Origin of the sequence: Vibrio sp. 10N.239.311.G01 (assembly GCF_041465805.1) — a bacterium.
GTDB classification, from domain to species: domain Bacteria; phylum Pseudomonadota; class Gammaproteobacteria; order Enterobacterales; family Vibrionaceae; genus Vibrio; species Vibrio crassostreae_C.
The window spans coordinates 47,286-69,431 of the sequence record NZ_JBFSRM010000006.1; the positions used below are offsets into that span (position 1 = coordinate 47,286).

The following is a 22,146-nucleotide window of genomic DNA, read 5'->3' on the forward strand; positions in this document are numbered from 1 at the left end:
TTATCCAGTATACGCTTGAATATTGTTTAAAGCCGCCTGCCAATCACTCGCTTCGATAGAGAAATTTGCCCTAATTTTCTGGTTACTTAAGCGGGAGTTATTTGGACGCTTTGCCGGTGTTGGGTATTGGTCAGTGTTAATACTTGTTAGAGTCGGCTTCCTCTCTAGAAGCTTTTGTTGAACAGCAACATCAAAAATCGCTTCAGCGAAATCAAACCAGCTCACATGAGGCAAACCCGAGTAGTGGTAAACGCCATATTCAATCTTACTTCCTTGGGTAATGCGTTTCGCGATTTGAATCAATGTACTTGCAATATCACCTGCATAAGTTGGCCCACCAAACTGGTCACCGACAATACTCAACGCGTCTCTAGTCTGGCCTAAACGGAGCATAGTTTTTACAAAATTGTTACCACTCTCACCAAAAACCCATGCGGTACGAAGAATGATGTGCTTATCACATGACTGTGCAACCGCAACTTCCCCCGCCAGTTTACTTTCACCGTAAACACCTTGAGGGTTTGTCGTATCTGTCTCTATATAGTCCCCGGTTTTATTACCTTCAAAGACATAGTCTGTGGAAATATGCATAATTGCCGCACCAATGTTTTGTGCGGCTTGTGCTAGATTCTTGGGACCATCACGATTTATCGCATAAGAGAGCTCAACTTCCTCTTCAGCTTTATCAACTGCAGTATGTGCAGCTGCGTTAATGATGATGGTCGGCTGAAACTCAGAAATAATAGCAATAACTTCATCTTGATTCGTGATATCGAGGTGCTCTCTATCCAAAGCTAATACTGTCGTATTTTCATTGTGGTTTAGCTGTTCGGTTAAACAGGTACCTACTTGGCCTTGACAGCCTGTAATTAATACGCGCATTAAGTCATTGCCCTCTTCTTGTAATGTACTAAACGAGTCAGATATTCTCCGTACTCATTTTTCATCATTGGCTTAGCCAAAGTCAGAACTTGCTCATCACTCAACCACCCATTACGCCATGCTATTTCTTCTAAACAAGCCACTTTTAAACCTTGAACATGTTCAATTGTTTGTACAAAGGAAGAAGCTTCATGAAGACTCTCATGTGTACCTGTATCTAACCAAGCAAAACCACGACCAAGTAATTCTACGCTCAGTGAGCCATCATTAAGGTACATCTCATTAAGCGTTGTAATTTCTAATTCTCCACGATGAGATGGCTTAACTTGCTTGGCCATTTCCACTACACGATTATCGTAAAAATATAAACCTGTTACTGCATAATTAGATTTTGGTTTTTCTGGCTTCTCTTCGATAGATACCGCTTTCATATCTTCATCAAATTCAACGACACCAAAGCGCTCTGGATCCTTAACTTGATAGCCAAAGACTGTAGCACCTGACTCTCTTGAAGCTGCATTTTTTAAGGTTTGTGAAAATGACTGACCGTAGAATATGTTATCACCTAGGACCAAACACACACTGTCATCACCAATAAACTCTTCACCAACAATGAAAGCTTGAGCTAAACCATCAGGACTTGGTTGGATTGCATACTCGAGGTTAATACCAAAATCAGAGCCATCACCAAGTAAACGCTGAAAGCCAGCATTGTCTTCTGGTGTCGTGATGATCAAAATATCTTTAATACCAGCAAGCATTAATGTAGAAATCGGGTAAAACACCATAGGCTTGTCATAAATTGGCAAGAGTTGTTTCGACACGCCACGTGTCAGAGGGTACAGACGAGTACCAGAGCCACCAGCTAATACGATACCTTTCATTACTCCATATCCCCTGTTACTACGCCTAGACGCTCACGTTGGTAACTGCCATCTTGCACATTTTGACACCACTTTGGGTTGTCTAGGTACCATTGTACAGTCTTACGAAGACCTGTTTCGAAAGTCTCCTCCGGTGTCCAACCCAATTCACGTTGCATTTTAGATGAGTCAATGGCGTAGCGACGGTCATGACCAGGGCGGTCTTGAACGTAGGTGATTTGCTCTGAGTATTTGGTCTCTTTTGGTACTAACGCATCAAGGATGTCACAAATCGTATTCACAACGTCGATGTTTTTCTTCTCGTTATGACCACCAATGTTGTAAGTCTCACCAACCTTACCTTCGGTTACTACTTTGTATAGAGCGCGCGCGTGATCTTCCACAAACAGCCAATCGCGGATTTGATCGCCTTTGCCGTAAATGGGTAAGTCTTTACCTTCAATAGCATTAAGGATAACCAGAGGTATTAGTTTTTCAGGGAAGTGATATGGGCCATAGTTATTTGAGCAATTAGTGACAATAGTTGGCAGACCATAAGTACGAAGCCATGCACGCACCAAATGGTCACTTGATGCTTTTGAAGCAGAGTAAGGGCTAGATGGTTCATAAGATGTCGTCTCTAAGAACATTGGGAGCTCAGTTCCCTCTGGGACTTCATCTGGGTGAGGAAGGTCACCATAAACTTCGTCTGTAGAGATGTGATGGAAGCGAAACTCTGCTATTGCTTGTTCCTCAAGTTTATTCCAGTACTCGCGCGTCGCTTCCAATAACGCATATGTTCCAACTACGTTCGTTTCGATGAATGCAGCTGGGCCAGTGATTGAGCGATCAACATGTGACTCAGCGGCTAGGTGCATTACTGCATCCGGTTTATGCTCTGCAAAAACACGGTCGAGCTCTGCACGGTTACAGATGTCAACCTTTTCAAAGGTATACCTTTCGCTCGAATCAACATCAATAAGGGATTCTAAGTTACCTGCATAAGTGAGTTTATCAACGTTGACCACGCTGTCAGATGTACTATTTATTATATGACGTATAACTGCTGAGCCGATAAAACCAGCACCACCGGTGACCAATACCTTCACAGAACCCCCCTGCATAAATGTTAAAAATCATAAACTTAACTCGGAGTAGCAACCCCACTAGGTACGCTACCGCCCTTTGGTAACAAAGCGGCAACCACACTACGCGTTTAAATTCAAAAATGTAAATGCGACTATTATCTATGTATCAGAAATTATAATCAAAAAAATCGTAGTTTTTACTCATGGGTTTGTTCAAAGTTCGAGAACTCTATATACACTAAACTCCAAATCTCGCTATACTCCTGACCTATAATTTTTCGCCCAATAACGAATAAGAGTTCAAGATATGCAAGAGTTAGTTCCATTTGTTCAAGAGAATATGATTTTAGCCATCGTATGGATCGGCTTAGTTGTTGCCATCATTGCGAACGTTATCAAGACATCAAACGCAGCCTACAAAGAGATCACGGCAGCGCAAACTACACACATGATTAACCGTGAAAACGGTGTTGTGGTTGATATTCGTACTAAGGATGAGTTCAAAAAGGGCCATATTACGGACGCAGTTCACATTTTACCGTCAGATATCAAAGCAAATAGCTTTGGTAGCCTTGAAAGCCACAAAGCAGACCCAATCATCGTAGTATGCAAGACAGGTCAAACTGCTCAAGAAAGCGCTAACCTAATGGTTAAAGCAGGTTTCGAAAACGTAAGCGTACTGAAAAGTGGCTTAGTGGCTTGGAGCGAAGCGAATCTACCTTTAGTTAAAGGTAAAAAATAGGTTAAAGGCAAGAAGTAAGCTGACCTGATTCAACGAATATGACTTTAAGGTTTTGTCCGGCAGATATGACGAACAAAACCTAATTTAAATTTTTAAGGACAAGAAAATGGCTGAAGCAGCACAACAAGACGCACAACAAAACTTCGCAATCCAACGTATCTTCCTAAAAGACGTATCTTTCGAAGCGCCAAACTCTCCAGACATGTTTCAAAAAGAGTGGAACCCAGATGTAAAACTGGATCTAGACACTCAAAGCCGTGAACTTGGCGAAGGCGTGTACGAAGTAATTCTACGTCTAACGGTTACAGTTAAGAACGCAGAAGACACAGCATTCCTTTGTGAAGTTCAGCAAGGCGGTATCTTCTCTGCAAGCGAAATGGAAGCTGGCCAACTGGCACATTGCCTAGGCGCATTCTGCCCGAACATCCTGTTCCCATACGCTCGTGAAACGATTTCTAGCCTAGTGGTTAAAGGTACGTTCCCACAACTGAACCTAGCTCCAGTAAACTTCGATGCTTTGTTCATGAACTACCTACAGAACCAAGCTCAACAAGCTGAAGGCGAACAGGCTTAAGTCTCACAGTAGAACTTAACTCTAACGTTTCAAGCGCTAGTTCGCTTTTAAATGCACATCGTAACTTCTGCGATGTGCATTTTTTCTTTACACTGTACTAAGATTGAAAGCTCTTCTTATTTTAGTGGATAGCTTTTTCAAAACTCTTCGATTTCCCTCATTATTTTTAGGTGGAAGCATGACAGAAACAACTCGCCCGACTAATACGGCAGACGCTTACGGTAAAGACAGCGCTTACGGCAAAGAGATCGCCATGACTGTCATTGGTGCAGGTTCTTACGGAACCTCTTTAGCTATCTCTCTAGCGCGTAACGGTGCAAACGTTGTTCTTTGGGGGCATGACCCTGCTCATATGGCTCGCCTTGAATCTGAGCGCGCTAATAATGAGTTCCTGCCAAATATCGACTTTCCAGAAAGCCTAATCATCGAATCCGATCTTGAGAAAGCAGTAACAGCAAGTCGTGACCTTCTCGTTGTTGTACCTAGCCACGTGTTTGGTATTGTTCTAAACAGCCTGAAACCTTACTTAGCCTCAGACTCTCGCATCTGTTGGGCGACCAAAGGCTTAGAGCCAGAGACCGGCCGCCTGCTTAAAGATGTCGCGCATGATGTGCTGGGTGATGGTTACTCGTTAGCGGTTCTATCAGGACCGACCTTCGCCAAAGAGTTAGCGATGGGCATGCCAACGGCTATCTCTGTCGCTTCACCAGATGAAGTATTCTTAGAAGAGCTGCAAGAGAAGATCCACTGCGGTAAAACATTCCGCGTATACGCAAACTCTGATTTCATCGGTATGCAACTTGGCGGCGCGGTGAAAAATGTTATCGCAATTGGCGCAGGCATGTCGGATGGCATTGGTTTTGGTGCCAATGCTCGTACTGCACTGATCACGCGTGGCTTAGCTGAAATGAGTCGCTTAGGTGCTGCACTGGGTGCACAACCCGAAACCTTTATGGGTATGGCAGGGCTGGGCGATCTAGTACTAACCTGTACTGATAACCAATCACGTAACCGTCGTTTTGGATTGGCTTTAGGTTCAGGTAAAGACGTCGATACTGCACAAGAAGAGATCGGCCAAGTGGTCGAAGGCTATCGCAACACTAAAGAAGTTTGGTTACTATCCGAACGTATGGGCGTTGAGATGCCAATTGTTGAACAAATCTATCAAGTGCTGTATCAAGGGAAAGATGCCCACTTAGCGGCACAAGATCTGCTTGCTCGAGACAAGAAGTCAGAGCGATAACATCGCTTATTAAGTCGTGGAATGAAATAGATAAAATGGATGGAAAAATGAAACACTGTGAACAGCAAAAGGTTTGGCAATGCATTGTGAAGGAAGCTCGACAGCAGTCAGAGCAAGAACCTATGCTTGCGAGTTTTTACCATGCCACCATTATCAACCACGAAAGCTTAGGCGCTGCATTAAGTTATATCCTAGCCAATAAGCTAAAGACGGCTTCAATGCCCGCAATGGCGGTGCGTGAGGTGGTTGAACAAGCATTCAAGCAAGATCAATCGATTATTGATGCGGCTGCTTGTGATATCTGTGCGACGGTAAACCGAGATCCTGCGGTTGAGATGTACTCGATGCCTCTGCTTTATCTAAAAGGCTACCACGCTCTTCAAGGTTACCGAGTGGCTAACTGGTTGTGGAAGCAAGGTCGTATTGCGCTTGCCACTTACCTACAGAACCAAATTTCAGTTGCTTGCCAAGTGGATATTCACCCTGCAGCGCGTATCGGCAAAGCCATCATGCTCGACCACGCGACGGGTATTGTTATCGGTGAAACGGCGGTGGTCGAAAACGACGTATCCATCCTTCAAGATGTTACTCTCGGCGGTACCGGTAAAGAAGGCGGTGATCGTCACCCTAAAATCCGTGAAGGCGTGATGATTGGTGCCGGCGCTAAAATCCTTGGCAATATTGAAGTGGGTGAAGGCGCTAAGATTGGCTCTTGCTCTGTAGTTCTGCAGGCTGTACCACCTCATACTACCGTGGCGGGCGTGCCAGCAAAGATCGTAGGTAAACCTAAAACTGACAAACCATCTTTAGACATGGATCAGGGATTCAACGGTCGTTCACAGAACTTTATTCATGGTGATGGGATTTAACCAGCAGTAGCGGAAAACGAGCATCAATGAGATTCGCATAAAACATAAACAACCTACAAGTAGATGAATAACAACTAAATGACGATAATGATGAAACAAATTCGAGCCATTAGTTCAACTCTCCTGATATCAGCGAGCCTCTGTGTTGCTCTTTTATCTACATCGTCATTTGCTGCATCTCAAGGTGAACTGAAAGGTGTATCTAGCGAGATATCTCGCCAACAAAAGAATCTATCCTCACAACAGAAAAAACTCGATAGCCTACAAGCGAGCCTCAAAAAACAAGAGCTCTCCATTGCTTCGCTTGAAAAAGCTATCCTAGACAGTAAAAAGCAGCTGAATACCGCTAATGCTAATATTGCGAACTTAGACACCAAGATAAAAGCGCTCACAGCGCAGAAAAAAGTCCATACCGATAAGCTAGAGCAACTAATTCAAACTTACTACATGACAAGCCGCGCTAAAGCCTCATCGCACATCCTCAATACAGGTGTCGAAGAAGATCGCATCAGCCATTATTACCAACATCTTGCCAAAGCCCGCTCTGCAACAATCAAAACGATTGAACAAACTCAACTTGATCTAGAAGAAAGCCATAAGCAGCGCCAACTTGAACAAGAGCAAATCGCGACCCTGTTAAAACAACAAACCACCAAGCGCGATACTTTAGCCAAAACCCAAACACAACGTAAGAAAACCGTTGGTAGCATCAAGAAGAACATTTCGGGTGACAAAAACTATTTGGCAGAACTTCAGCGCAATGAAACGCGCCTTAAAGCTGAAATAGCGAAAGCAGAGAAGGCAGCTCGAGAAAGACGTAATGCTGTACCTATGGACGGTTTAGCTAAGCGTAAAGGCAAACTGCCTTGGCCGATAAAAGATAAAGTTTTACACAGCTACGGTTCGCGCCAAACAGGCCAAGTCAACTGGAAAGGCATGGTGATTAACGCTAAATATGGTCAACAAGTGAAATCTGTTTACTCAGGAACAGTTGTATTCGCCGAATACCTACGTGGTTATGGCTTAGTGGTACTGCTTGACCATGGTAAAGGCGATATGACGCTCTATGGCTTTAATCAAGCGCTTTTAAAGAAAGAAGGTGACAAGGTTAAAGCTGGCGAAGCTATTGCTCTAGCCGGTGACACTGGTGGCCAAACTCGCCCATCACTGTACTTTGAGATTCGTAGAAATAGCCAAGCTCAAAACCCGAAGAGTTGGTTGGTTAGGTAAAAGCAGATACTGGATTCGAGTAACCGAGATACGAAGAGCTTAAGACCGAATGCGAGACACACGTAATGCGGATATTAAGAGCAAACCAAGTCGTTCAAAATATCTACATTTACATTGACCAGATCCGTCACTCCAGAATTGAAGAACGACATAACTGGAATCTCGCTATAATATTTCTAGCCTCGAGGATAAAGAAAGATTCCCTATCACGCTCGTTCCTCGCTGTAGGGAATGACGTAGCTATACACATACCACGACTCTAATCTTCTCTTCCCTAATCTTTGAATCTCGCTGAACTCGTATCTTTCTACTTAGAGTTCAACGCTCTCACACCATCTTCCAATAATGTTAGCTGCTCAAAGCCTTGTGCAGTCGCAATCGGTTTAACTGTAGCAATCATCTGCAACATTCCTTTGTGAACTACTTGCTCAGTTATTTGCGCTTTTGGAGACATCGCAGACTGATAGGCTAACCAACCCGATGCGATCAAGTGAAGAGAAGTGACCATCGACTTCATTTCCGTATCTGTTGCTTTTAGCAAGTTCAACTCAACAAAGGCTCTCATGATATCAACAAGGTTCGTTTGCAATCTTTCTTGCACAGCCATGTAATCAAGGTGGAGTTGTTCATCACGTGACAATATTTCAGGTAGGTTCGCGTAGAAGAATCGGTACTTCCACATCAGTGTAAAGATAGAATCTAAGTAGGTCTTTAGCAGCGTTAGGCTTTCTTGTTGCCCTTGAATCGGTGTGAACCGTTCGAGCAGCTCTGTTGAATAGAGAGTGAAAATATCACGTACAATTTCTTGCTTGTTGCGGAAGTGGTAGTAAAGGTTACCAGGGCTAATCTCGATATGCTCAGCAATATGATTGGTCGTAATACTACGCTCGCCGTGCTCATTAAAAAGCTCTAGAGCAGCGTAAACAATCTTGTCACGTGTTTTCATTAGTTATTAGTATCCCTATCCGTTTAGAGGTTCAGTATATCGCCACTAAACGGATAGATCGAGCTGTTAACATCTGGTCGAATTAGCAAGCGCTAAAACTCACCGTTAATCAGTCACAGCTGGAATTAATCGCTACCAAAAAGGTCTCGCGTGTACACCTTATCTGCAACGTCTGATATTTCATCGACCATTCTGTTAGAAACAATCACATCGGATATCGCTTTAAACTCTGCAAGATCAGAATAAACCTTCGAGTTAAAGAAGTGTTCTTCTTCTAATACAGGCTCATACACGACCACTTCAATACCTTTGGCTTTTAAACGCTTCATGATCCCTTGAATAGAAGATGCGCGGAAATTGTCAGACCCCGCCTTCATGATCAAGCGATAGATACCTACAATTTTAGGCGAGCGCTTAATAATGGACTCCGCAATAAAATCTTTACGGGTGCGGTTAGCGTCAACAATAGCGCCCACAATGTTGTTTGGTACATCTTGATAGTTAGCTAATAACTGCTTGGTGTCTTTCGGTAAGCAGTAAGCACCGTAACCAAATGAAGGATTGTTGTAATGATTGCCAATTCGAGGGTCTAAACCCACACCTTCGATGATCTGACGAGAATCCAAGCCATGCGCTTCGGCGTAAGAGTCGAGCTCATTGAAATAAGAAACACGCATCGCCAAGTAGGTATTCGAGAAGAGCTTTACTGCTTCCGCTTCTGTGGAGTGAGTAAACAGTACGTCGATATTCTCTTTTTCTGCGCCTTCCACCAGAAGATTAGCAAATACTTTAGCGCGTTCCGAACACTCACCAACAATAATGCGTGATGGGTGTAGGTTGTCGTACAGGGCTTTGCCTTCACGTAAAAATTCTGGCGAGAACATAATGTTTTCACAGTTTAAATCTTGCTTAACACGCTCAGTATAACCAACAGGTACCGTTGATTTGATCACCATGACGGCATTCGGGTTAACCATCATTACGTCACGAATCACCGACTCTACAGAACTGGTATTAAAGTAGTTCTGTAGAGTCGGTTGGCGTAGCGATAATAACGAAATCTGCATCTTGATACGCTTGCTTATCGGTTGTGGCTTGAAAACTCAAAGCACGATTAGCCAAAAACTCTTCAATCTCTACATCCATGATTGGCGATTGCTTGTTGTTCAACATCGATACCTTTTCTTCGACGATATCAACTGCAACAACATCATGATTCTGCGCCAACAACATCGCATTGGATAAACCTACATAACCGGTACCCGCAACTGCAATTTTCATGATAATACCTATAATTTCGAGTGCTTACTGCGCACTTACCTAAGACTAATCTGCTCATATCATACTCTGCTTAAGGAATTATTCCACTAGCCCGTCTTTGTCATTCCTTGCTATACTCGCGGTAGTTTTATATTCAAAAGAGTAGGAAAAATATGATTATCGTAACTGGTGGTGCTGGCATGATCGGCAGCAATATTGTGAAAGCACTCAATGACGCAGGCCACAACGATATTCTAGTTGTCGACAACCTCAAGAACGGTAAAAAGTTCAAGAACCTTGTAGACCTAGACATCACTGACTACATGGATCGCGACGACTTCCTAACTCAAGTTATGGCTGGCGATGATTTCGGCCCTATTGAAGCTATTTTCCATGAAGGTGCTTGTTCGGCAACGACCGAGTGGGATGGTAAATACATGATGCTCAACAACTATGAGTACTCAAAAGAGTTACTGCATTACTGTGTTGAGCGTGAAATCCCCTTCCTATATGCCTCTTCAGCTGCAACTTACGGTGAGACAGAGACGTTCATCGAAGAGAAAGAGTATGAAGGCGCATTAAATGTCTACGGTTACTCTAAACAACAATTTGATAACTACGTTCGTCGCCTAACCGCGGATGCTGTAGCGCATAATGAGACGTTACCTCAAATTACTGGTTTCCGTTATTTCAATGTTTACGGCCCCCGTGAAGATCACAAAGGCAGCATGGCCTCTGTTGCTTTCCACCTAAACAACCAAATGAATGCTGGTGAGAACCCTAAACTGTTCGCAGGTAGCGAAACATTCCAGCGTGATTTTGTTTATGTCGGTGATGTTGCAGCAGTAAACCTGTGGTTCTTAAAAAATGGTGTTTCTGGCATCTTTAACCTAGGTACAGGCAACGCAGAGTCTTTTGAAGAAGTCGCAAAAGCAGTAATCACGCACCATGGTAAAGGCGAGATTGAAACGATTCCTTTCCCTGAGCATTTGAAAGGCGCTTACCAAGAGTTTACTCAAGCTGACCTTACGAAGCTTCGAGCAGCAGGCTGTGATGTGGTATTTAAAACCGTAGCGCAAGGCGTTGCAGAATATATGGATGTAATTAATAGGTAACAGGGCGTAGAACTAATAGATAGTTCGCCCTGAAGGTCTATGGGTAAGAAAAAATGATACGATAAGCTCATGGATATGGGCTTTATATTACCGAGTGATAACCAGCCAGCAGCGATTTAAAGTCAGATTCTTGCCAATGGATATGTCGCTTATCCAGCTCTTTCCTGAATGATCGGAGTAGCCTATCTAAATTTGATTCCTTCCAACTGTCGCCTAATTGCTTATAGCATTTGTCAAAATCGATGATCCAAGCATTGCCTTGGTCATCAAGCAAAATATTATGAATATTCAGGTCTGTGTGATTCACACCCACCCTATGCATCTTCTGAATTTCTTGGCCAATTTGATGATACTGCTCTTGAGCCAGCGCTCGATCTAAAAGCAAATCGACTAAATCTTTTGCATTGTGTATTTTATCAGTCAGTAAATCCGCTTGATAAGTTAAACCGTTCTTCTGGGCACGTGCCGCAATTGGCTTAGGTACGTTAACACCAGCAGAGCTTAACTCACTCAATAGTTGATATTCAGCATAACTGCGAGTATTTTCTAAGGTTGTAAACCAGTAACTGTCTTTAATTAGTTTTCCGAACAAGCCACCACGACGATAATGGCGAAATGCTGCCGGAATACCTTTTAAATCGACGAACCATGTTGTACCTCGCCCTTCTGCACTGCCGATAATTGCATTATTCTTTTGCCAATAAGTGATATCAAATAGCAATGACGGGGTAATATTAACTCGGGACTCATCGAACCAAATATGCACATCATTACTTTCAAAGTATTTCATAGTATACCTGACCTAGAAGAAAAGAATGTAACACCACGTGAACATGGCAAACATCAATGCGACCATAACAGCCGCCGAACCTATGTCTTTTGCTCTACCACTCAACTCATGTAATTCAATACCTATACGATCTACGACAGCCTCTATTGCAGAATTAATCAGCTCCACAATCAACACGAGAACCAAGGTTCCGATCAGAGCAACTCGCTCTATCATTGAGACATCAAGGAACGTCACAAGCACTATAGCAATAACGAGTAAAGCTATCTCTTGTCGAATCGCAGCTTCATGTTTGAAGGCAGCTTTCAAGCCTTGTATGGAATAACCTGTCGCTTTAATGATACGTATCAATCCTGTGTTACCCGGTTTACCGTGGTTATTATGTGTCATATCTATGCCAGTCGTTAAGTGAGTTCTCAGCGTTAAGTTGCTATTTTACATCCATCCGATCTCTCTGCATCATTTCAGCATATTTTTTGAGTCTTTATTTTGTAACTCACCCACAATGCATTATATTTGAGGCCTATTTCAAGCATAGTGAAAAAAGAAACCATGAAGAAAGCTATTTACCCCGGTACTTTTGATCCTGTGACTAATGGTCATATCGATATCATAGAGCGTGCTTCTCAATTGTTTGATCATGTAGTAATAGGCGTAGCAGCTAGTCCTAGCAAGAACACACTATTTAGCTTGGATGAACGTGTCTCACTTCTTAAAGAAGTCTGCCAACCCTACTCTAATGTATCCGTTGAGGGGTTTAGTGGGTTGCTGGTTGATTTTGCTCAGCAACAAAAGGCAAATGTACTCGTTCGCGGCCTTAGAACTACCATGGATTTTGAGTATGAGTTTGGGTTGACCACCATGTATCGCAGGTTAAAACCCGATTTGGAAAGTATCTTCTTAACACCAGCTGAAGAATATGCGTTCTTATCTTCAACTTTGGTTCGAGAGGTGGCTATTCATGGTGGTGATATAACCCAATTTGTACCTAAGGCCATCAATGCCAAAATCAATCAAAAACTAAGTAATAAATAGCGACCACGGTAAATGTAGACCTATTTATGAGTAGTGAAACGGTACTGACTCCGTTGTTGTTTACCTGATATAATCCACCTAACATTTTGCATCAAGGAAGTTTTATGATCACCATAATTTGCGATGCTGGCATGGTTGGCGTTGAAAAACACTTAGCACATACAAGTATGTAGGCCTAAGACAACAGTTGGAATTCTCCAATTTTTCGCGATGACAACATTGGTTCGCTCAGTACTTTTTACTAAGATTAATATGAATCAACGCTGCTCAAACAAAGGTGAGGTATCTAAACCTCCTATTGTATTTAGCCTCTTTCAAAGCAGGGCAAATAATGCCAAACAGCTCAATTTTCTAAAATAAAGACCTTATGATTAACAGAAACGATTATGACCCAAAAGCTTATGACCCTACTTTTCAGTGGGCTTTTTTGGCACCTAAATACTGGGGAACATGGTTTATTGTATTGTTGATGCTTCCTGTTTCATTGCTTCCTATTTCATTTCACCATGCATTGGCGAACTTTTTTGCAAGACGATTATCTAAGTCGCAAAAGGGGCCAGCACACAGAGCTCGAGTAAACTTTCATCTGGCTTTTCCAGAGAAAAGCTTTGCTGAGCGTGAGCAATTGGTTTATCAAACTCTCTATACTGCAGGTGTATTCATACTGAGATTCGGACTTTTAACTGTGCGATCGAAAGAATGGCTTCAAACTCAATGTCGCTTTGAAGGTGAAGAGCACCTAACTAAACATCTGGATAACGGTGACAATGTCATTTTGCTGGTGCCACATAGCTGGGCAATTGACATACCGGCAGTGTTTCTAGCGTCAAAAGGCTTGCCTGTCTCAGCCATGGCTAAAAGACAGAAGAATGAAGTCAGCGATTGGTTAATGCACAGACAGCGCGTGCAATATGGGGGGCGAGTTTACGAGCGTAGCGGAGGCATCAAACCATTCATAAAATCAATCAAAAGTGGTTATCTCGGATACTATTTGCCAGATCAAGATCATGGCCCTGAATTAAGTGAATTTGTAGATTTTTTTGCCACAAAAAAGGCAACTCTACCCGGAATAACCAAATTATCTAAGCTATCTAAAGCTAAGGTTATTCCTTTGTTTGCCTCAATCGATCAAAAAACAGGCCAATATGTTCTCGAACTGCAATCGGTACTAGAATGGCAAGATACCGAGAGCGAGGACGCAAGGCAAATGAACCGAGTTATTGAGACCTTCGTTAAATCAAAGCCAGAACAGTATATGTGGATTTTACGGTTATTTAATTCGCAACAAGATGGCCGCCGAGTTTATCGAGATGCTATCAAAAAATATGATAATGATTGGAAAGTATAACCAAGTGATTACTAAATTGGATAAAAAAACATTGATAGCTGCAGCAACAACCTCTTTGTGTATGGCTTTTTTCATAATTATGAACATTCAAGGCGAGTCTTACAGACTAGCACCGTTTGGCCTGCTAACTCTATCTTTAGCATTAATTCTATTGAATAGACTCAGTTTCAGCAGCCTAAAACCTTTCACATGGTTAGTAACCGGACTCTTCGTTTACTTTTTAGCTTATGTCATTTCGTTTATATATCACAATGAAACAGCAAGCATACTCGATATGCCGAGCCGAGCTGTATTTGCAGTATTGGTTTTGATGGCATTAATTAAATACCCACCCAATTTGCAAGCTGTCTTATGGGCTATTCCTATTGGGGGAATAGTAACTGGACTGGTAGCTCTGTACTTTCAGGTGGCTTTTGAGACTAGAGCATTCTATGGCCATGGTTTTATGGTCATCCAGTCATCAGGGATGGCTGCATGGGTTTCTTGCTTATCTTGCGTTGTGGCAGGCTTTGCTTTAGAGCAACTAAAGTATCAAGACTCTGTTCTCACCAGTTCAACCAAAACGCTAAAATATTTGTTAGCAGTAGCGTGCTTGGGTGGTGTTATGGCGCTAACAGCAAGCCTACTCTCTGGAGGCCGAGGAGCTTGGCTAGCGACCCCATTTATACTTTTAGGTATCGCATTTCTTTATCGCTCGATTTTTACCAAAAAAGTTACTTTAGGAGTGATTATTGCGTTCTCGATCATCGGTACTTTAGGTTACCCACAAATTCAACCTCGTATACAAACGATGGCGAAGGAGCTGCAACTCTACAATACAGGCCATATCGAAATCGATAACTCAAGTGGAGCGAGGCTAACACTTTGGCAAGGCGCTTACTTCTCTTTTTTAGAACACCCTATATTAGGGGTTGGTCGTTCGGGTCGCCAAGCTGACAAAGAAAGACAAGTAGAAGCTAAGCTGAGCAATCCAGCTATCTTGAGACATATTGGTGCTCATAACCAATACCTCGAAATGCTTCAGACAAAAGGACTAGTTGGCCTCACGGCTATCATATTCATGTTTTCGACTAGCAGTTGGTTTTTCATAACCAAATTGAGAGAAACTGTTTCAACTAAGAAGCCACAGGTTAAACTCGTCGCCATACTTGGCTTAGTGCATGTCGCTTCAGTAATGGGTTATTGCTTGACTCAAAATTATCTTAATCATCATTCCGGCATGCTACTGTATGTGGTTGGGTTAGTTATTATATCTTCACTATTCACCGTAATAAATAATGAAAACCGCATACAAGAGGTAGATTAAACTCATGAAAATACTCGTAATTGGGCCGTCATGGATTGGTGATATGGTAATGAGTCAATCCTTGTATATCACCCTAAAAAAACGTTTTCCTGAATGCGTCATTGATGTAATGGCTCCAAAATGGTGTATGCCTATCTTAGATAGAATGCCTGAAGTAAACTCAGCAATTGACATGCCGCTAGGACACGGACAATTTGAATTTTGGAAGCGACGTGCGCTGGGAAAACAGTTAAAAAATGCGGGCTATACGCATGCTTACGTTTTGCCTAAATCGGCGAAGTCTGCACTCATACCTTGGTTTGCTGCTATCCCTAATCGTATTGGGTGGAGAGGTGAGTTCCGCTACGGGTTACTCACTGATTTAAGATCGAACATGAAATCGTTCCAATATATGACAGAACGATATTACGCACTGGCTTACCCAAAAAAGGATATGACGGGTTCAGAGGTTTTTGGCGGAATAGAAAAATCACCTTACCCCAAATTACACATTGATAAACAAATACAGTTAGACACACTCAAAAAATATGACTTAGATACAAGTTCAAAAATAATCGGGCTGTGCCCAGGGGCTGCATTTGGCTCTGCAAAAAAGTGGCCAGAACATTATTATGCTCAAGTCGCCGAGAAAATGTGTAGAAAGGGTTATCAAGTTTGGATATTTGGTTCTCAAGGTGATCTTGATGCATGTCAAACCTTATATGATCTTGTTCCAAATGAGCTACATCCACAGTTGTCTATCTTGGCTGGTAAAACCTCTCTAATAGAAGCCGTCGATCTTCTTGCTGCATGTGAAAGTATAGTCGGCAATGACTCTGGTTTACTGCATGTCGCTTCGGCATTAGGCTGCCATGTTGTAGGAATATACGGCCCAACAACACCGAAATATGCACCACCGTTAACTGATAACAAAGATATTGTGTACACAGAGATTGAATGCTCACCTTGCGCAAAACGAGAGTGTCCATTAGGCCACAATAAATGTATGAATGAATTACACCCTGATAGAGTTCTAGCACGCCTTGAAACTTACCAGGCAAAGTTGAGAAATTAACCAGTGATCATCCGCTTTATATACACGGCCCTACTGACACTAGCTGCACCTTTTCTGCTTTACAGCCTGTATCGAAGTCACTCGAGCAAGCCAGCATACGGTAAGCGATGGGCGGAACATTTCGGTATCACACCGAAATTGACAACCAATCTTCGCCCTATCTGGATTCATGCTGTCTCTGTTGGCGAGAGTATTGCTGCAATACCACTTATCAAAGAATTAAAAAAAAGACACCCTAAGCAAACTATTCTGGTGACTACAACGACGAGCACTGGTGCTGAACAAATCGGAAAACTAGGTGATCTCGTTGAACATCGTTACATGCCGATCGATTTTGGCTTTGCTGTTAAGGGCTTTCTAAAAGCGGTGAGCCCAACACAAATGTTGATTATCGAAACCGAGCTTTGGCCGAATACACTTCATCAAGTATCTAAGTTTGGTGTGCCAATAACGGTCGTGAACGCAAGGCTATCTGAGAAATCTCGAAATAATTACTCAAAGTTTCAACCCGTCTTCAACATCATCGAACCTTGTCTGACCAACATACTTTGCCAAACTAAATCTGACGCTGCACGTTTCGAACGTTTAGGTGTAGATAAAAACAAGCTGGCTATTACTGGTTCAATTAAGTTTGATATACAGATATCAGATGAAGTCAGAGAAAAAGGCAAAACACTAAGGAAGGAACTCGGCGAAAGTCGCCCAGTTTGGATAGCTGCTAGCACTCATAAGGGTGAGGATGAGCAAGTGCTAAAGGCTCATGAAAAAGTTTTAGAATCACACCCTAACGCGTTACTCATTCTTGTCCCTCGTCACCCAGAGCGATTTGATAGCGTCTTTGAACTTAGTAACAATGCTAATTTTAACAGTGTAAGACGAACTTCTAACCAAACCATCACCGCAGAAACTCAAGTCTACCTTGGTGATACTATGGGTGAGATGCTAACACTGATGCGCGCAGCCGATGTGTGCTTTATGGGTGGAAGTTTACTAGGAGATAAAGTTGGAGGGCATAATGTATTGGAACCTATAGCACTTGAAGTCCCTGTCATTATAGGACCAAGCTACTTCAATTTTAAATCTATTGTCGATGAGTTAATTCAGGTTCAAGGGATTACAATCATTCGATATAAAGATGAGATAGCTAAATCAGTCAGTGACTACTTTAGAAAACATGAAGATATTCAAGAGTGCATTAACAACTCTCTATCCGTTGTTTCTCATAATATCGGAGCATTACAAAAAACCATTTCTATTTTGGACAATAAATAAATGAATTTATTCCTAGTCACATCACCTTTTCAATATATATGCGCACTTGAGGCGAAGGAGTATTTTCATTGTAAAAAAAATATTCTTCTTTTAGTCAACCAAGATACCGAAATTGGTAAACTACATCAAAGGCAATTATTTTCAGAAACAGATTGGACTCATGTTGTAGAAGTTAGCAGAAAGAACCGTAGCATCAATATCCCAAATGCGATAAAAAAAATAAAAAAAATAACCTATGGGGGGAGGGTTAATTACTTCTTTTACTCGGAATACACTAGCTGGAGAAAGAATCTAATTATAAAAAACCTAGAAATAGAAAAAGAAATATACTTTGACGATGGTACTCTTACATTAGCTGAATATCCTAAATACATTCAAAAAAAGTCCGCTTTTTACCGCCCTAGATTAATTCAAGATTTAGTCATAAGGTTAAATGGTTGTAAGCCAATTGGACACTTGCAACAATCAGAGAATCTTGAGCTATTTACAATATTTAGCTTTAATTTCCAAGGTCACACTGTTCATAAAAATACGCTTGGGAGATTGAAGTCTGAATATGGAAACCCTAGTCTTTTTAATCCAGATGCTCCAATTGGGTATATAGGACAAGGAGCTATAGGAGATAAGCATCAAAAGTCTGTCGCTGACTACATAGAAAGTCTAGATAGCCTTGCGATGTCTAGTAGCAGGAAAATAATATACTTCCCTCATAGAACAGAGCGAGATGAAGTAAGGAGAACTTTAGAAAACAAAGAATATATAATATATCACCGAAGTGAATATCCTCTGGAAATAGAATTAATCGACAAAAACATTGAACTATCAGGATTCATAGGTACTTATTCAACAGTAATGTTTACTTGTAGACTACTTTATCCAGACATGCCTATTTATACGATATCCGATGACTACCCTGACAAAGTATTGCGAGAAGAATTAAAGAGGCAATTTAAATCTATTAATATAAAAAAAATAAATAACTTTAAAGACCTATAATTAGAATCAGAGCCTTTTATTGATAAAAAACTCTGCCAAATCAAAATCTAATTGCTGGTCGATATCGAATGAGTCTTTATTTTCCATAACATAAGCAAAAGATTCATTCGTATAACATATATCTCGACATTTAAGAAATTTACGAACATCAAATATATAAATCGCCCCATTAAATCGGTAAAATCCCTCCAAATCCTGAGAGCGTTTCAAGGCTTCAGGGCGAACAAACTCTCCCAACGAACCATCATCAGGTAAAGTGTTCGACCAAGTAGGTGGATGCTCGCATGGAGTAACAGAAACAACAGAAGAAGCTTGCTTTTTCACAAATAATTCCAAAGCTTGGTCAATATGTACCGCGGTACGTAACGGAGATGTTGGTTGAAGTAAAACTACGATATCAACATTATTCCCAAATTTTTCCAGTGTGTACGTCAAAACGTCAGCTGTAGAAGCGGTATCCGACGCCAAGTGACTTGGCCTCAATTCTGGCACATCTATTCCAAAGCTCTGTGCCACCTCTGCAATCTCTTGATCATCTGTACTAATAAATATTTGGTTTATATATTTGCTATCTTTGGCTGCTTCAATTGACCATCCTATTAATGGTTTTCCCGCTAAAGGAAGTATATTTTTTCTTGGCAGCCTCTTACTACCGCCGCGAGCAGGGATAAATGCCAATATTTTTTTAGTGTTAATCATCAAAACATCTCTAGGTTATGAATATCGGCTTGTGCACGATTAAAATCATCCATACGACCAATATCCAGCCAGTATTCATGAATTGGAAACATTAAAATATTGTCACGTAGATTCATATGCTCTTCGAGCAATGTTGGCATATCAATTCGATAGTTTTCAGGTACAGAAGCGATCACTTCAGGTGACACTACATAAATACCAGCATTCACAAAAAAACGTTGAATTGGCTTTTCAACCATACTGGTGATTTTATTGCCTTCACCATTGATTACCCCATAAGGAATCTGATAATCATACTCACGAACACACATTGTCGCGTCAGCTTGGTTCTCAGTGTGAAATTCTAATAATCGTTGAAAATCCACTTTCGTCAAGACATCACCATTCATCATAATCAACGGAAGGTCTTTAGGAAGACTATCTGGTAACAAACCAAGTGCACCGCCTGTACCTAGAGGAGATTCCTCATGCACATAAGTAATATTAATCCCTAACTCTGAGCCATCACCAAAATGTTGTTGGATTAGCTCTGGCATGTAGTGAGTCGAAATGTAGAAGTTAACAAAACCTGCCTTGATAAAACTGCGGATCACGGTTTCCAAAATTGGCTTATTGCCAATATGCAGCATAGGTTTTGGACACACATCAGTAAGCGGTTTAAGTCGCGTACCAAACCCACCAGCCATAATAAACACTGGGTTCTGATGTTTAGGCTGGTGAAGTGCACCATGAAGAGTTTCAAGACCAACAACTTTATCACTTGCATCGAGTAACGGAACCGACAATATTCCGCGATTGTCCATTAGACCAATCAACTCTTCTCGAGAAGAGCCTTCTAGTGCTGTCGTTGGATTAGTGTTCATCACCTTTGATACGGATTCAGTCAACGGCAAGTTATTTAGTAAACCACGTCGAATATCGCCGTCTGTCACAACACCAAGTAACGCTTGTTCTTGATCAACAACCAACACCACTCTTAACGCTTCATTATTAATGATTTCTAACGCGTCTCGAATTGTGCTATCAGGTTTTATTAGCACATTATTCCAACAATGACTCATGGCACACCTAATTTTAATTTCTTGAATGCTTGGTAGCTTACAGTAAGCTAATATGGCTCGATTATACATCTAAAAGGATAACATATGCTTTGCGCTGGTAGGGGTTTCGTTAAAATAGCACCCGCTCCAACAATTGAGAGCGCACCTAAAGTGATACCTTGTATCACAGTCGCATTCGCTCCTATATAACAACCATACTGGGTTTCTACTTGACCACACAAAGTCGCTTTCGGAGCAAGATGGTTGTAGGTGCCAATCTGGCAGTCGTGCTCTACAAGTACACTCGTATTGATAATGCTATGTTGCCCTATGGACGCACCTGTTTGTATAACAGCTCCTTCCATAATTTGAACACCATTTTCTATAGTTGCATATTCAGAGACAAATGCAGTTTCAGCAATGACATTTTCAAATCGATAGCCTAATCCAATGAAGTAACTCGCTATCTTTTCCCGCAAGTTAGATTTAGGCATCGCACCAATACCCAACACCAGTCTAACGTCATTGGGAGAAAACTGTTCTACGTCACTATCTTTGAGAAACTGCTTAATCCCCGAGAAAATCCGACGCTGGGAGACATCATCAGGGCAAATCACCGCGACTATCTCACGCCCTTGGCGAAGCAATATGTCTGCAAGCACGCTCGCATGACCTCCCCCTCCGATTAGCACAATAGGCAACATAGAAGCAGCATTATTCAAAGATCAGCTCTCCAGCTTGATAAGCTTTAGAAGAAGAGCGTTCAAGCATATCCCAATAGCGATAAGGTGACATGCCATGACCCGGTCTCTTAATGGTGATATTTTCTGACGAAAACGCCTCACCTTCGGTAATATCACACGCAGCAACCAGACTTTTCCTTGCGACCGCTTTATTTTTCACTTCTGATACCGTCGGTGTTTTTACGCTACTCCCTAATGCCAACTCGACCTGTCGAATTGCGCTGACCATGGCCGTTAAGTCTTGAGGTTCAAGAGAAGCTTTGTGATCCGGTCCTTCCATGTTGTTATCTAGCGTAAAGTGCTTTTCAATCAACACCGCACCGCGAGCAACAGCTGCAATAGGAATCGTAATACCTTGACTGTGGTCTGAATAACCTGCAGGCAGGTCAAACGCACGACCTAAAGTGTTCATTGCTTTAAGGTTAATCTCTTCCATTGGTGCTGGGTATTCAGTCGTGCAGTGCAAGATTGTGACCTTACTCTTAAGCGCTTGTTGACCTTTATCAGAGGCATAAGCTTCCTGGAAGGCCTGCACAGAAGGTATGGCGTTGTCATCAGCAGTGTAACCAAATGCAATCACACCTAGCGCGATTTCAATTTCCGATAGTGTCGCCATACCAGTGGAGACAATCAAATCACACCCAGTTCGAGCATGTTCTAGTACGAGAGGGGCATTAGTAAGTTCACCAGAAGGCAACTTCAAGCGAGTTAACCCTAGATCGTTTACTAAAAAATCTAGGCTTTCTGAATCAAAAGCGGTTGATAAAAACTCAATACCGAGTTGCTCACAATGCTTAACCAATTGATGGTGAGCATCATAAGAGAGCTCTAAGCGACTAAGCATAGCTAATTGCGACTCTTGTTTCTGCGTGTTGGCAACCTGATATTCCGCCTGTTTCGCGTCTTCAGTTACAAGGTTTTTTGCCTTAAACGTCTGAAACTTTACAATATCAGCACCCGCTTGATAGGCTGCATCAACAAGCTCAAATGCCAGTTTTTCATCACCATTATGGTTTACGCCTGCTTCGGCAATAATCAGAGTCATACCGCT

The 22,146-nt window shown here is 41.9% G+C and carries 22 protein-coding genes and 1 pseudogene; 12 read left to right on the top strand and 11 right to left on the bottom strand.

Annotation, left to right across the window (positions count from 1 at the left end; genetic code table 11):
• Genes rfbD through rfbB form a run of 3 tightly spaced genes read right to left on the bottom strand, consistent with a single transcriptional unit; the run spans position 1 to position 2,854 of the window.
• Positions 1-882 carry a dTDP-4-dehydrorhamnose reductase gene (rfbD, locus tag AB6D06_RS06565; protein WP_102428031.1) on the bottom strand — a complete coding sequence of 294 codons (882 nt, stop codon included), beginning with the start codon at positions 880-882 and terminating at the stop codon, positions 1-3.
• Complete coding sequence (gene rfbA, locus AB6D06_RS06570; protein ID WP_017066279.1) at positions 882-1,766, bottom strand: glucose-1-phosphate thymidylyltransferase RfbA; 885 nt, start codon at positions 1,764-1,766, stop codon at positions 882-884. The genes rfbD and rfbA overlap by 1 nt, the downstream gene beginning before the upstream one ends.
• A complete protein-coding gene (gene rfbB / locus AB6D06_RS06575; protein ID WP_102428041.1) occupies positions 1,766-2,854 on the bottom strand; it encodes a dTDP-glucose 4,6-dehydratase in 1,089 nt (362 codons plus the stop codon). The genes rfbA and rfbB overlap by 1 nt, the downstream gene beginning before the upstream one ends.
• Positions 2,855-3,140: 286 nt before the next feature.
• Between rfbB and AB6D06_RS06580 the strand changes: the two genes are divergently transcribed.
• The 5 genes from AB6D06_RS06580 to AB6D06_RS06600 all read left to right on the top strand — a co-directional run bounded on the left by AB6D06_RS06580 (position 3,141) and on the right by AB6D06_RS06600 (position 7,491).
• Entirely contained in the window at positions 3,141-3,575 is a 435-nt protein-coding gene (locus AB6D06_RS06580; protein ID WP_017061445.1) for a rhodanese-like domain-containing protein, read from the top strand.
• A gap of 106 nt (positions 3,576-3,681) precedes the next feature.
• Positions 3,682-4,149 (top strand): protein-export chaperone SecB, encoded by a 468-nt coding sequence (gene secB, locus AB6D06_RS06585; protein WP_009847959.1) that lies wholly within the window; start codon positions 3,682-3,684, stop codon positions 4,147-4,149.
• A 178-nt stretch (positions 4,150-4,327) separates the two neighbouring features.
• The gene (gene gpsA / locus AB6D06_RS06590; protein WP_372110044.1) at positions 4,328-5,392 is read left to right on the top strand and encodes an NAD(P)H-dependent glycerol-3-phosphate dehydrogenase; all 1,065 of its coding nucleotides are present in this window, start codon (positions 4,328-4,330) and stop codon (positions 5,390-5,392) included.
• Between the two features lie 47 nt (positions 5,393-5,439).
• Complete coding sequence (gene cysE / locus AB6D06_RS06595) at positions 5,440-6,261, top strand: serine O-acetyltransferase (RefSeq protein ID WP_009847961.1); 822 nt, start codon at positions 5,440-5,442, stop codon at positions 6,259-6,261.
• Positions 6,262-6,339: 78 nt separating this feature from the next.
• Positions 6,340-7,491, top strand: a complete 1,152-nt coding sequence (locus tag AB6D06_RS06600; RefSeq protein ID WP_229648002.1) for a murein hydrolase activator EnvC — start codon at positions 6,340-6,342, stop codon at positions 7,489-7,491.
• 307 nt (positions 7,492-7,798) lie between these two features.
• On the opposite strand, the gene AB6D06_RS06605 is transcribed toward AB6D06_RS06600, so the two are convergent.
• Both AB6D06_RS06605 and AB6D06_RS06610 read right to left on the bottom strand, forming a co-directional pair.
• Positions 7,799-8,437, bottom strand: a complete 639-nt coding sequence (locus tag AB6D06_RS06605; protein ID WP_372100177.1) for a TetR/AcrR family transcriptional regulator — start codon at positions 8,435-8,437, stop codon at positions 7,799-7,801.
• Positions 8,438-8,562: 125 nt separating this feature from the next.
• Positions 8,563-9,718, bottom strand: a pseudogene (locus AB6D06_RS06610) (nucleotide sugar dehydrogenase).
• A 152-nt stretch (positions 9,719-9,870) separates the two neighbouring features.
• Between AB6D06_RS06610 and rfaD the strand changes: the two are divergent.
• Positions 9,871-10,812 carry an ADP-glyceromanno-heptose 6-epimerase gene (gene rfaD / locus AB6D06_RS06615; RefSeq protein WP_102428034.1) on the top strand — a complete coding sequence of 314 codons (942 nt, stop codon included), beginning with the start codon at positions 9,871-9,873 and terminating at the stop codon, positions 10,810-10,812.
• Positions 10,813-10,894: 82 nt separating this feature from the next.
• Here the strand turns inward: rfaD and AB6D06_RS06620 are convergent, their stop codons facing one another.
• Together AB6D06_RS06620 and AB6D06_RS06625 are read right to left on the bottom strand one after the other, a co-directional pair.
• Positions 10,895-11,602: a 3-deoxy-D-manno-octulosonic acid kinase gene (locus tag AB6D06_RS06620; protein WP_017066285.1), complete on the bottom strand. Its 708-nt coding sequence runs from the start codon at positions 11,600-11,602 to the stop codon at positions 10,895-10,897.
• Between the two features lie 12 nt (positions 11,603-11,614).
• Positions 11,615-11,992, bottom strand: coding sequence for a diacylglycerol kinase (locus tag AB6D06_RS06625; RefSeq protein WP_372100174.1), 378 nt, complete (start codon positions 11,990-11,992; stop codon positions 11,615-11,617).
• 162 nt (positions 11,993-12,154) lie between these two features.
• Between AB6D06_RS06625 and coaD the strand changes: the two genes are divergently transcribed.
• The 6 genes from coaD to AB6D06_RS06655 all read left to right on the top strand — a co-directional run bounded on the left by coaD (position 12,155) and on the right by AB6D06_RS06655 (position 18,613).
• The gene (coaD, locus tag AB6D06_RS06630) at positions 12,155-12,637 is read left to right on the top strand and encodes a pantetheine-phosphate adenylyltransferase (protein ID WP_017066287.1); all 483 of its coding nucleotides are present in this window, start codon (positions 12,155-12,157) and stop codon (positions 12,635-12,637) included.
• 367 nt (positions 12,638-13,004) lie between these two features.
• Entirely contained in the window at positions 13,005-13,985 is a 981-nt protein-coding gene (gene lpxM / locus AB6D06_RS06635) for a lauroyl-Kdo(2)-lipid IV(A) myristoyltransferase (protein ID WP_372100172.1), read from the top strand.
• A complete protein-coding gene (locus tag AB6D06_RS06640; RefSeq protein ID WP_372100171.1) occupies positions 13,969-15,291 on the top strand; it encodes an O-antigen ligase family protein in 1,323 nt (440 codons plus the stop codon). Before lpxM ends, AB6D06_RS06640 begins: the two co-directional genes overlap by 17 nt.
• A gap of 4 nt (positions 15,292-15,295) precedes the next feature.
• Positions 15,296-16,345: a lipopolysaccharide heptosyltransferase II gene (gene waaF / locus AB6D06_RS06645; protein ID WP_017066290.1), complete on the top strand. Its 1,050-nt coding sequence runs from the start codon at positions 15,296-15,298 to the stop codon at positions 16,343-16,345.
• Between the two features lie 3 nt (positions 16,346-16,348).
• A complete protein-coding gene (gene waaA, locus AB6D06_RS06650) occupies positions 16,349-17,617 on the top strand; it encodes a lipid IV(A) 3-deoxy-D-manno-octulosonic acid transferase (protein WP_017066291.1) in 1,269 nt (422 codons plus the stop codon).
• Entirely contained in the window at positions 17,618-18,613 is a 996-nt protein-coding gene (locus AB6D06_RS06655) for a glycosyltransferase 52 family protein (protein ID WP_372100169.1), read from the top strand.
• Positions 18,614-18,619: 6 nt separating this feature from the next.
• On the opposite strand, the gene AB6D06_RS06660 is transcribed toward AB6D06_RS06655, so the two are convergent.
• From AB6D06_RS06660 to neuB, 4 genes are read right to left on the bottom strand one after another with little or no spacing between them, the layout of a single operon-like run.
• The gene (locus AB6D06_RS06660) at positions 18,620-19,312 is read right to left on the bottom strand and encodes a cytidylyltransferase domain-containing protein (protein ID WP_017066293.1); all 693 of its coding nucleotides are present in this window, start codon (positions 19,310-19,312) and stop codon (positions 18,620-18,622) included.
• Positions 19,312-20,373: a nucleotidyltransferase family protein gene (locus tag AB6D06_RS06665; protein ID WP_017066294.1), complete on the bottom strand. Its 1,062-nt coding sequence runs from the start codon at positions 20,371-20,373 to the stop codon at positions 19,312-19,314. Before AB6D06_RS06665 ends, AB6D06_RS06660 begins: the two co-directional genes overlap by 1 nt.
• 47 nt (positions 20,374-20,420) lie before the next feature.
• Positions 20,421-21,074 carry an acetyltransferase gene (locus AB6D06_RS06670; protein ID WP_017066295.1) on the bottom strand — a complete coding sequence of 218 codons (654 nt, stop codon included), beginning with the start codon at positions 21,072-21,074 and terminating at the stop codon, positions 20,421-20,423.
• The gene (gene neuB, locus AB6D06_RS06675; protein ID WP_372100167.1) at positions 21,067-22,140 is read right to left on the bottom strand and encodes an N-acetylneuraminate synthase; all 1,074 of its coding nucleotides are present in this window, start codon (positions 22,138-22,140) and stop codon (positions 21,067-21,069) included. The genes AB6D06_RS06670 and neuB overlap by 8 nt, the downstream gene beginning before the upstream one ends.
• Positions 22,141-22,146: the final 6 nt, after the last annotated feature.

Bases quoted from the DNA above. Each gene is read 5' to 3' on its own strand.
- rfbD (WP_102428031.1), bottom strand. From the start codon at position 882: ATGCGCGTATTAATTACAGGCTGTCAAGGCCAAGTAGGTACCTGTTTA.
- rfbA (WP_017066279.1), bottom strand. From the start codon at position 1,766: ATGAAAGGTATCGTATTAGCTGGTGGCTCTGGTACTCGTCTGTACCCT.
- AB6D06_RS06580 (WP_017061445.1), top strand. From the start codon at position 3,141: ATGCAAGAGTTAGTTCCATTTGTTCAAGAGAATATGATTTTAGCCATC.
- secB (WP_009847959.1), top strand. From the start codon at position 3,682: ATGGCTGAAGCAGCACAACAAGACGCACAACAAAACTTCGCAATCCAA.
- gpsA (WP_372110044.1), top strand. From the start codon at position 4,328: ATGACAGAAACAACTCGCCCGACTAATACGGCAGACGCTTACGGTAAA.
- cysE (WP_009847961.1), top strand. From the start codon at position 5,440: ATGAAACACTGTGAACAGCAAAAGGTTTGGCAATGCATTGTGAAGGAA.
- AB6D06_RS06600 (WP_229648002.1), top strand. From the start codon at position 6,340: ATGACGATAATGATGAAACAAATTCGAGCCATTAGTTCAACTCTCCTG.
- AB6D06_RS06605 (WP_372100177.1), bottom strand. From the start codon at position 8,437: ATGAAAACACGTGACAAGATTGTTTACGCTGCTCTAGAGCTTTTTAAT.
- rfaD (WP_102428034.1), top strand. From the start codon at position 9,871: ATGATTATCGTAACTGGTGGTGCTGGCATGATCGGCAGCAATATTGTG.
- AB6D06_RS06620 (WP_017066285.1), bottom strand. From the start codon at position 11,602: ATGAAATACTTTGAAAGTAATGATGTGCATATTTGGTTCGATGAGTCC.
- AB6D06_RS06625 (WP_372100174.1), bottom strand. From the start codon at position 11,992: ATGACACATAATAACCACGGTAAACCGGGTAACACAGGATTGATACGT.
- coaD (WP_017066287.1), top strand. From the start codon at position 12,155: ATGAAGAAAGCTATTTACCCCGGTACTTTTGATCCTGTGACTAATGGT.
- lpxM (WP_372100172.1), top strand. From the start codon at position 13,005: ATGATTAACAGAAACGATTATGACCCAAAAGCTTATGACCCTACTTTT.
- AB6D06_RS06640 (WP_372100171.1), top strand. From the start codon at position 13,969: ATGATTGGAAAGTATAACCAAGTGATTACTAAATTGGATAAAAAAACA.
- waaF (WP_017066290.1), top strand. From the start codon at position 15,296: ATGAAAATACTCGTAATTGGGCCGTCATGGATTGGTGATATGGTAATG.
- AB6D06_RS06655 (WP_372100169.1), top strand. From the start codon at position 17,618: ATGAATTTATTCCTAGTCACATCACCTTTTCAATATATATGCGCACTT.
- AB6D06_RS06660 (WP_017066293.1), bottom strand. From the start codon at position 19,312: ATGATTAACACTAAAAAAATATTGGCATTTATCCCTGCTCGCGGCGGT.
- AB6D06_RS06665 (WP_017066294.1), bottom strand. From the start codon at position 20,373: ATGAGTCATTGTTGGAATAATGTGCTAATAAAACCTGATAGCACAATT.
- neuB (WP_372100167.1), bottom strand. From the start codon at position 22,140: ATGACTCTGATTATTGCCGAAGCAGGCGTAAACCATAATGGTGATGAA.